Below are 9,048 nucleotides of genomic sequence, written 5' to 3'. Positions count from 1 at the left end.
GCCGACCGCTCCTGCCCGACAGTTGCGTTGCCGCTTATGCCGAACAGGACCTTTCTTTCCCGTATATCTGGCCAGACAGATAGGAAGTGCTGTGGCATATAACCTATATGGTTCATTATGTCAAGAAAAACCTGCCGATACCAATATGCCAAGCAGGGCGCCGATCCGAGCGCCGGAAACAAAACGTAACTGGAACGACCGCGCAGACCGTGCATTGGTGAAGTGCCGACACATGTCGGTTTCGTCATTGGCCAACAATAGGCCGAGGCATCGTCAGGAGATTGATAATGACCAGTGTAATTGTAGCGGGCCTGTCGCTGGGGCTTCTGGCTGCCGCTTCGAGCGCGGCGGCGGAGCATCGCGTCCAGATCGATCATCGCAGCGGCGCAGTCGATGCGCATTATCGCGGGAACGTCGATGTGTCGCATAAGCAGATCGGGTCCGCAGCCCCCGGTGGGCGCGCGTCCAGCCTGCGCTGCGCATGGACGGCAAAAATATCCGTGAACCGCGAAGCGCGTCATGCGTCCGGCGCGGTGATGACGCGCGCTTTTGAAAGCGACACTATCGTCAAGGGCAGCCGCCCTGGCTGGTGCAGCACCAACACGGCAGCCATTGCGCAGGATGTCGCGATGCGCACCGACGACCTCCAGCGACACCTTCTGGCCGCAGCGGAGAAAGACCATGCCGTATTGACAGCCGAAGTCGAGCGTCTGGGCGCTGCGGTTCCGGCCGGATGAAGGTGCTGCGCCGTTCGATCCGCACCGGCCTGGCTGCGATGCCCGTGGTCATGAGCATGGCCGCCAGTGACGCCGCCGCGCAGGCCATGCCTGTAGTGAGTGTCGAAGCGACGACGGAGGAGAACCGACGCGGCCTGAGCTGGAGCGAAGGCCGCGCTTCGGCGTCCGCCGATCTGTTCGGGCAAATCGGTCGCGTCGAAGCGACGGCCCGTGTGGCGGCCCTGCGCAATGCGGTGCGCCACGGGCAAAGCGATGCGGTGGTCGATCTCGGTTTGGCGTCGGGCTGGACCGTTGCGGGGTTCACGCTGAGGGCGCAGGCGACGGGGCATCTGTTCGTGGGAGGACAGGTCTCGGGAGGACAGGCCGGGGGAGGGTCGGCCGCAGGGAAAGAGGAACCGCTGAACTATGGCGAATTCGGTGCGTCGGCCAGTTACAGCTATGGGCCGGTGCGGTTGCAGGCGGGTGCCAATTACGCTCCGCATCAAGACGCCATCGGCGGCAGCAACCTGCACCTGTTTGCCGATATGTCTGCCGGCATACCCGCGACGCCGCTGACTGTCGTGGCGGGGATCGGGCGCTCTTCGGGGGACAGCGACGGCACCGGGCGCGCCAACCGGCTGCGCCCCGGCGGCACTTATGTAAACTGGAGGCTGGGGGTCGAGCATGTGCGCGGCCCTTTGTCGATTGCCGTCGACTATGTCGGCACGGACATTGAGCGCGATGATGCCCCGGTTGGGGGATATGACAACCGGCACGATGGCAATCGGTTGATCGCGCGTGCGCGGTACAGCTTTTGAGAGGCGCGATGTCGGGGCGGAGGGCGCTAGGTCATACCCCTCGATAGAGGGGCGCTGTCGGGCGCTTGCTTCCGCTCCCATCGCGCAAAAGCCTCAGTCCCCGGCTTCCCCGCACTGCGCCCGGTGGAGCAGTCGCTGATCCGCCAGCACCAGCGCCATCATCGCTTCCACTACCGGTACGCCACGAATGCCGACGCAAGGGTCGTGGCGACCCTTGGTGATGATGTCGGCGGCTTCGCCTTCGCGGGTGACGGTGTCGACGGGGATCAGGATCGAGCTGGTGGGCTTGAACGCCACGCGCAGCTTGATCGGCTGACCCGTGGCGATGCCGCCCGCGATGCCGCCGGCGTGATTGGCCATGAAGGCAGGCTTGCCGTCCGCGCCGGGGCGCATCGGGTCGGCATTGTCCTCGCCGCGTAGGCGCGCGGCGGCGAAACCGTCGCCGATCTCGACGCCCTTCACCGCGTTGATACTCATCATCGCGGCGGCGAGTTCGCTGTCGAGCTTGGCATAGAGCGGCGCGCCCCAGCCTGCGGGCACGCCCATGGCAATGCACTCGACGACTGCGCCAAGCGACGATCCGTCCTTGCGCGCGCCATCGACCAGCGTTTCCCAGCGTTTGGCTGCGACCGGATCGGGGCAGAAGAAGGGGTTCTCGTCTATTTGTGCCGCGTCGAAGCGGGCCGGATCGATGGCGTCGCCGCCAATCTCGCTGACATAGGCGAAGATGTCGACGTCGGGGATGACGAGCCGCGCCACGGCGCCCGCCGCCACGCGGGAGGCAGTCTCGCGCGCGCTGGAACGCCCGCCGCCGCGATAATCGCGAAAGCCATATTTGGCGTCATAAGCATAGTCGGCATGGCCGGGGCGGTAAGCCTTGGCGACGTCGGAATAATCCTTCGACCGTTGATCGACATTCTCGATCATCAGGCTGATCGGTGTGCCGGTGGTGCGCCCTTCGAACACGCCCGACAGGATGCGGACCCGGTCGGGCTCCTGTCGCTGGGTGGTGAATTTGGAGGTGCCAGGGCGGCGCTTGTCGAGGAACGGCTGAAGGTCGACTTCGGCGTCGATCAGGAGACCGGGAGGGCAACCGTCCACGACTGCGCCGATGGCAGGGCCATGGCTCTCACCCCAGGTGGTGAAGCGGAATACGCGACCGAATGTGTTGAAGCTCATTCGGCGGCTTCGCTATCCCAACCCGCGCCGAAGCGTTCCGCCATATAGCGCGCGCTTCCGAAACGACCGGCGAGCAGTCCTTCCACCGTCAGGTCTGCATCCAGTTCTTCCCAATGGAGGGCAAAGCCAGCACCGGCAATTTCGACCTGCTCCAGTTGCTCTGCGCTGGCGTGCTCCAATCCCTGTAAAAGCGTGGCAGGCAAAGCAAAAATCGCACCGTTGACCAGATCGATCACGATTTGTCCGGTGGTGCGATCATAACGCACCGCGCGCGCGCGCGGCTTGGTCGCAAGATCGCGGTCGCCGCGTTGCACCGCGGCTTCGAACTGGGATTGGGTCAATTTACCCATGAATGCTGTTCCATCTCTCGATCAGATAGTCGTGCTTTTCTTGCACAATTCCCAACGCCCGTCGACTCTCGCGCAGATTTGCGCCCACGATGCGAACCACCTCCGGCTGGCCGTTGCGGCCTGTGAGAGCGATCCTTGTCTCGCCATCCCCGAACACATGAACATGGGGCGGGGGATGGTCGTCCGTGTAGATAACGACGCGCAAATTCCCATCGCGCCAAACCGTGGGCATGGGTTACTTGTCCAGTGCGATGTCCGGTGCGTCTTCGGCTTTCATGCCGATGACGTTGTAGCCTGCATCGACATGGTGGATTTCGCCGGTGACGCCGCTGGCGAGGTCGCTGAGCAAGTATAGCCCCGCGCCGCCGACATCGTCGATGGTGACGTTGCGGCGCATGGGCGAGTTATATTCGTTCCATTTCAGGATATAGCGGAAGTCGCCAATGCCGCTGGCGGCCAGCGTCTTGATCGGCCCGGCGGAAATGGCGTTCACGCGGATATTTTCCGGCCCCATGTCCATCGCCAGATATTTGACGCTGGTTTCCAGCGCGGCCTTGGCCACGCCCATGACGTTGTAATGCGGGATCACCTTTTCCGCGCCATAATAGCTGAGCGTCAGCAGCGATCCGCCATCGGGCATCAGCTCGCGCGCGCGCTTGGCGACCGCGACGAAGCTGTAGGCCGAGATGTTCATCGTCATCAGGAAATTGTCGAGGCTGGTGTCGTAGAACTTGCCGCGCAGCTCATTCTTGTCCGAAAAGCCGATGGCGTGGACGATGAAGTCGATCGTGCCCCAGCGTTCCTTGAGCGTTGCGAAGGTCGCGTCGAGCAGCGCCATGTCGGACACGTCGCAGGGGATCAGGAAATCCGAACCGACCTGTTCCGCGAGGGGACGTACGCGCTTTTCCAGCGCCTCCCCCTGATAGGAAAAGGCCAGTTCCGCGCCCTGGGCATGCAATGCCTTGGCAATGCCCCAGGCCAGCGACTTGTCGTTTGCAAGGCCCATGATGAGACCGCGTTTGCCCTGCATGAGGGTGCCCGTGTTCCCGTCCGTCATTGCCGTTCAATCCTTTGGTGTTTGCGCCGCCGGGGGTGTTTCCCCATCGGGGAAATCCGCCAGCGCCGCATTGAGTTCGGCGCCAATTACCACGCCAAGCCCGACGAGGAAGAAAAAAATGAGCGTGATCATGACACCGGCAAGACTGCCATAGGTCAAGTCGTAGCTCGAAAGGTTGGAAAGCGCGATGGGCAGCAGGATCAGCGTGCCGTACCACCAGCCCGCCGTCAATATCGCGCCGGGCCATTTGGGGAACTGCGATCCGCGATATTTGCTGGGGGTAAGCGACACGAACAGCGAATAGAGCGCGAGAGTGAGGATCGCCATCGGCACCAGCTTGCTGGCGGTGACGATGCGGATGGCATCGTCGGCAAAGGGCAGGACGCGGACCAGAAACTCCTCCGCACCCGCCAGCGCCAGTTGCATGGATAGCGCGAACATGGCGGCAAAGACGCTGACGAAGATGATGCCGATCGATCCGAGGCGGTATTGCCAGAAGGCATGGCCGCTCTTTGTGCCGTAGGCGCGGCGCAGGATGTCGCGGATCGTCTCGATCAGGCTGCCGACGGACCAGAGGCCCACCAGCGCGCCCAGCCACAGCACGCCGCCGGACAGGCGCGCGTTGATAACCTGATTGATCGGACCGCGCAGCACGTCGCCGACGCCCGGCGGCACAGTCAGCAGAAACGCATTGACGGTGGCGAGGCCGTCGCTGGTGCGCCCGAACGCGCTGGTGATCGCCGCCGCCACGATAAAGAAGGGAAACAGCGTCAGCAACGACATATAGGCCAGATTGCCGGCATGGATGAAACCGTCGGTATAGACGCCGACGGCAACGCGCTTCATCACCTGAATCGCGTTTGCGCCGGGGCGCAGGCGCGACAGGCGCGACCGGCGTGCTACCTCCGGCTCGACGATCAGCCGTTCGCGGCGCGCTTCGGGTGATTCGGGGGAAACGTCTCTCATCGGGTGTGCAACGCGCTTACACGCCCAAATGTGCCCGCACGGTGCGCTTGTCCTGCCAGTTGGACAGGAAGTCGTTGAGCTTTGCGTCGTCGGCAGGCACGTCGATCATCAGCGTGACGAACTGATCGCCGCGCTTGCCATCCTTGGCGGTAAAGCCGCGTTCCTTGAGGCGCAGCGTCTTGCCCGATGCCGATCCGGCAGGGATGCCGAGCATCACCGGCCCTTCGACCGTCGGCACTTTCACCTTCCCGCCGCGCACCGCTTCGTCCAGCGTGATGGGCAGGTTGAGGCGCACATTGTCGCCGTCGCGGGTGAAGAAAGGGTGGGTGCCGACGTCGATGGTGATGATCGCATCGCCCGCGCCGCCCGGTCCCGGCTGGCCCTTGCCCGCCAGCCGCATTTGCGTGCCGGTTTCGACGCCCGCGGGCAGCTTGACGTCGATGGTCTTGCCATCCTGCAACGTGATTCGTTGCGGTGCGCGGGTGGCTGCGTCGATGAAGCCGACGGCAAGGCGATAAGCGATGTTCGCGCCTTTGGCGGGAGGGGCCGCGCGACCGCCGCGTCCGAAACCGCCAAAGCCGCCGCCAGGCGATGCGCCACGCGCGCCGCCGAACAGGCCTTCGAATATATCGCCAAAGTCGCCACCGCTCTGACTGAATTCGAAATCGCCGCTCCCGCCGGGGCGTCCGCCGCCGGGATGGCCGCCAAAGCCGAAAGGACTGGTCGGATTGCCGTTGCCGTCGATCTCGCCCCGGTCGAACTGCGCGCGCTTGTCCTTGTCGGTCAGCAGGTCATAGGCCTGGGTAATCTCCGAAAAGCGTTCCGCCGCTTTGGGATTGTCCTTGTTCCGGTCGGGATGGTGCGTCTTGGCCAGCGTGCGATAGGCTTTTTTTATCTCCGCCTCGCTCGCGCCGCGCGCTACGCCCAGTGTGCTGTAGGGATCAGCCATTTTCGCCTTTTTACATGTCTCGTTTTGAAGGGTGACGGGGGGCTATCATGTGGAAAGCCGCCTGTCGCGCTTCAAGCGCGCTGCAAAACAAGAAATCCGTGCCCCAACCGTCGCTCGACAGTGCGATGCGCCGTGCCTACATAGCCTGCATGACCGATAACGACGCCGATATCCACGATCCCTTCACTCTGTTCGACCGCTGGTATGCAGCGGCGCGGGAAAGCGAGATCAACGACAGCAATGCCATGGCGCTGGCCACGGCGGATGGCACGGGCTTTCCCTCCGTGCGGATGGTGCTGCTGAAAGGTCATGGGCCGGACGGGTTCGTGTTCTACACCAATCTGGAAGGCCGCAAGGCCGCGCAGATCATCGCCAATCCGCATGTCGGCCTGCTGTTCCACTGGAAATCGCTGCGGCGGCAGATCCGGATCGAAGGCCCGGTCGAGCGAGTCGATGACGCCACCGCCGACGCCTATTTCGCAACGCGCTCGCGCGATTCGCAACTGGGGGCCTGGGCTTCGGATCAGTCGCGGCCATTGGATGCGCGCGAAACCTTCATGGCGCGCTTTGAAGAGATGCAGGCGCGGTTCGACGGCGGCAGCGTGCCGCGCCCGCCGCACTGGTCGGGCTTTCGCGTGGTGCCGGAGCGTATCGAGTTCTGGCAGGATCGCGCACATCGCCTGCATGAGCGGCGGCTGTTCATGCGGACCGAGGACGGCTGGACCGAATGCCTGCTCTACCCGTGACGGGTAATCTTGCGCAGCGGGCAGCGATGGCCAGCGTGCTGGTCGCGTCGCTGCTGCTGGTGCTGAAGCTGCTCGCAGTATCGCGCACGGGGTCGGCGGCGATGCTGGGATCGCTGGCGGATACGGGCCTTGATCTGGTCGCCAGCCTAGTCACCTTGCTGGGCGTGCGGGTGGCGGCGACACCGGCGGATCACAATCACCGTTTCGGCCATGGCAAGGCAGAGGCGCTGGCGGCGTTGTTTCAGGTTGCGCTGATCGCGGTGGCGGCGGTGGCCATCGGCTGGCGCTCAGCACATCATTTCACCGGGCAGCATGTCGTCGCATCGGCGGATTACGGCATCGGCGTGTCGGTAATCGCGATTGTCTTCAGTATCGGCCTGATCGCCTATCAGCGGCATGTCGTCATGCGGACGGGTTCGCTCGCCATCGGGACCGACAGCCTGCATTATCAGTCCGATCTGGTGCTGAACCTGTCCGTCATCGCAGCATTGGCGCTGGAGCAATATGCCGGAATCCGCGGTGCCGATCCGCTGTTCGGAGTCGCGATTGCGTTGTGGCTGGCATGGGGGGCGTGGACATCCGCCAATACCGCCATCGACCATCTGATGGACCGGGAGTGGCCATTGGAGGAGCGCGACCGCTTTCTGGCGATCGCCGCGCAGCATCCCGAACTGAAAGGCATTCACGATCTGCGCACCCGATCCAGTGGGACGCAGCGGTTCGTGCAGTTTCACGTCTGGGTCGATCCGGCGATGTCGGTGTTCGAAGCGCATAGGGTGATGGATGAAGTGGAAGCGCGGCTGGAGCGGGATTTCCCGGGTGTCGAAATCCTGATCCATCCCGATCCCGAAGGGCATGTCGATCCGTCTGCTCCCCCGGTAGCCATTTCGACCTGACTGGCTCTTGGTGAGCGCGGATGGTTGTGCGACGTTTCGTCCGCTTCTTTCCTATGCCTGCCAACATCTGGACCCGATCATGCTGACAATCCCCTTCTTTCAGGTCGATGCCTTTGCCGACGCGCCGTTCACCGGCAATCCTGCAGCGGTCATGCCGCTCGACGCATGGCTGCCCGACGACCTGCTGCAGGCGATGGCGGCGGAGAATAACCTCGCTGAAACCGCCTTCACCGTGCCCGACACGACCGGGGCGGCGGAGTATGAACTGCGCTGGTTCACGCCAGCGGTTGAGGTGGCGCTGTGCGGCCATGCGACGCTGGCGAGCGGTCATGCCCTGATGCAAGGCGACAGCATCCGCTTCCGCACGCGCAAGGCGGGTATATTGGAAGTGCGGCGCGATGGCGCGGGCTATGCGCTCGACTTGCCTGCATGGGATATGGTGCCACAGGAATTGCCGGAGATCGTTGCGGGAGTGGGCGGTGCGCCGGTCGAAACGCATTGGCGCGACGGCGGCTACAGCCTGCTCGTCTATGCCAGCGCGGAGGAGATACTGGCGCTGACGCCGGACTTTCATCGGCTGCGCGCCATCGATCCGGGCGATATCCTCTACATCGCCACCGCACCCGGCACCGATACGGATATCCTGAGCCGCGTCTTTGCGCCCGGCGCGGGGATCGACGAAGACCCGGTAACGGGATCGGCGCACGCATTGCTCACGGCCTATTGGGCAAAGCGATTGGGTCGCGACAGATTCACTGCGTTTCAGGCAAGTAAGCGCGGCGGTCGGCTGACCTGCCGACTGGACGGCGACCGTGCCGTGCTGGGCGGGCAGTGCGTGACGGTGATCGAGGGGACGTTTCGGGTTTAGGGATACTAATGGGGCTTTCATGTGAGCAATAGCCTGCTTAGTTTGCTGGTATGAAAGCCCGTAGTGATCCTGCCAAGCGCGACGTACTCTGGAAGAGATATTGGTCGATCAAGGATGATCATGGATGTGGCCTATTTACGCCAATCCTTTGGCACCTCGCGTTGGGCAAAGATTTTGGTGCAATGGCGACCTTGGCCGGTACCTTCGATTATGCGGGACGGATGTGCGACCAATTCAGTCAAGCAGGTCTCCTCTACCGGGCCGATCAGGGCGGTTACGAATATGCTGCCCAGCATCTAGCAATGAGTGCATTCAATAGAGGTGACTTAGCATCTTATCGCCGTTGGCTGCGGCGCACGGCGAAGTATGATCCCGACTGCCTCAAACAACTTAAACGGTTTGAGACAAGGCTTCCGCATCGAACTGCCCGTGAAATTGGTCGCGGCCGACCTTATCGAAAGTATGACTAGCGTTTGAGCGTGTAAGCGTCGCTATTTCTTTGC

General features: G+C 63.1%; 12 protein-coding genes. 6 read left to right on the top strand and 6 right to left on the bottom strand.

Features of this window, described 5'->3' with window-relative positions; all coding sequences use genetic code 11:
* The first annotated feature begins 287 nt into the window (after positions 1–287).
* On the top strand, positions 288–737 hold the full coding sequence (locus tag QMG56_RS16595; RefSeq protein ID WP_281823417.1) for a hypothetical protein: 450 nt from the start codon (positions 288–290) through the stop codon (positions 735–737).
* Entirely contained in the window at positions 734–1,534 is an 801-nt protein-coding gene (locus QMG56_RS16590) for a TorF family putative porin (RefSeq protein WP_281823415.1), read from the top strand. Before QMG56_RS16595 ends, QMG56_RS16590 begins: the two co-directional genes overlap by 4 nt.
* Before the next feature lie 93 nt (positions 1,535–1,627).
* Here the strand turns inward: QMG56_RS16590 and aroC are convergent, their stop codons facing one another.
* Genes aroC through QMG56_RS16560 form a run of 6 tightly spaced genes read right to left on the bottom strand, consistent with a single transcriptional unit; the run spans position 1,628 to position 6,035 of the window.
* Entirely contained in the window at positions 1,628–2,713 is a 1,086-nt protein-coding gene (gene aroC / locus QMG56_RS16585; RefSeq protein WP_230186453.1) for a chorismate synthase, read from the bottom strand.
* Positions 2,710–3,063: a DUF2442 domain-containing protein gene (locus QMG56_RS16580; RefSeq protein ID WP_281823413.1), complete on the bottom strand. Its 354-nt coding sequence runs from the start codon at positions 3,061–3,063 to the stop codon at positions 2,710–2,712. Before QMG56_RS16580 ends, aroC begins: the two co-directional genes overlap by 4 nt.
* On the bottom strand, positions 3,056–3,295 hold the full coding sequence (locus QMG56_RS16575; RefSeq protein WP_281823411.1) for a DUF4160 domain-containing protein: 240 nt from the start codon (positions 3,293–3,295) through the stop codon (positions 3,056–3,058). The genes QMG56_RS16580 and QMG56_RS16575 overlap by 8 nt, the downstream gene beginning before the upstream one ends.
* A 3-nt stretch (positions 3,296–3,298) precedes the next feature.
* Entirely contained in the window at positions 3,299–4,093 is a 795-nt protein-coding gene (fabI, locus tag QMG56_RS16570; protein ID WP_230187218.1) for an enoyl-ACP reductase FabI, read from the bottom strand.
* Positions 4,094–4,126: 33 nt separating this feature from the next.
* Entirely contained in the window at positions 4,127–5,086 is a 960-nt protein-coding gene (locus tag QMG56_RS16565) for a YihY/virulence factor BrkB family protein (RefSeq protein ID WP_230186456.1), read from the bottom strand.
* A gap of 16 nt (positions 5,087–5,102) precedes the next feature.
* Positions 5,103–6,035 (bottom strand): J domain-containing protein, encoded by a 933-nt coding sequence (locus QMG56_RS16560; RefSeq protein WP_281823408.1) that lies wholly within the window; start codon positions 6,033–6,035, stop codon positions 5,103–5,105.
* A 170-nt stretch (positions 6,036–6,205) separates the two neighbouring features.
* Here QMG56_RS16560 and pdxH point away from each other — a divergent pair, with 170 nt between their 5' ends.
* The 4 genes from pdxH (at position 6,206) to QMG56_RS16540 (ending at position 9,015) form a co-directional block, all read left to right on the top strand.
* Complete coding sequence (gene pdxH, locus QMG56_RS16555; protein WP_281823430.1) at positions 6,206–6,781, top strand: pyridoxamine 5'-phosphate oxidase; 576 nt, start codon at positions 6,206–6,208, stop codon at positions 6,779–6,781.
* Positions 6,763–7,677, top strand: a complete 915-nt coding sequence (locus tag QMG56_RS16550; protein ID WP_281823406.1) for a cation diffusion facilitator family transporter — start codon at positions 6,763–6,765, stop codon at positions 7,675–7,677. Before pdxH ends, QMG56_RS16550 begins: the two co-directional genes overlap by 19 nt.
* Before the next feature lie 79 nt (positions 7,678–7,756).
* Positions 7,757–8,545, top strand: coding sequence for a PhzF family phenazine biosynthesis protein (locus QMG56_RS16545; RefSeq protein WP_281823405.1), 789 nt, complete (start codon positions 7,757–7,759; stop codon positions 8,543–8,545).
* Positions 8,546–8,595: 50 nt separating this feature from the next.
* Positions 8,596–9,015, top strand: coding sequence for a hypothetical protein (locus tag QMG56_RS16540; RefSeq protein WP_281823403.1), 420 nt, complete (start codon positions 8,596–8,598; stop codon positions 9,013–9,015).
* The last annotated feature ends 33 nt before the right edge of the window (positions 9,016–9,048 follow it).

The sequence above is a fragment of the Sphingobium sp. BS19 genome (assembly GCF_027925545.1).
Taxonomy (GTDB): Bacteria; Pseudomonadota; Alphaproteobacteria; order Sphingomonadales; family Sphingomonadaceae; genus Sphingobium.
This window is presented reverse-complemented; position numbering and strand designations above follow the sequence as displayed.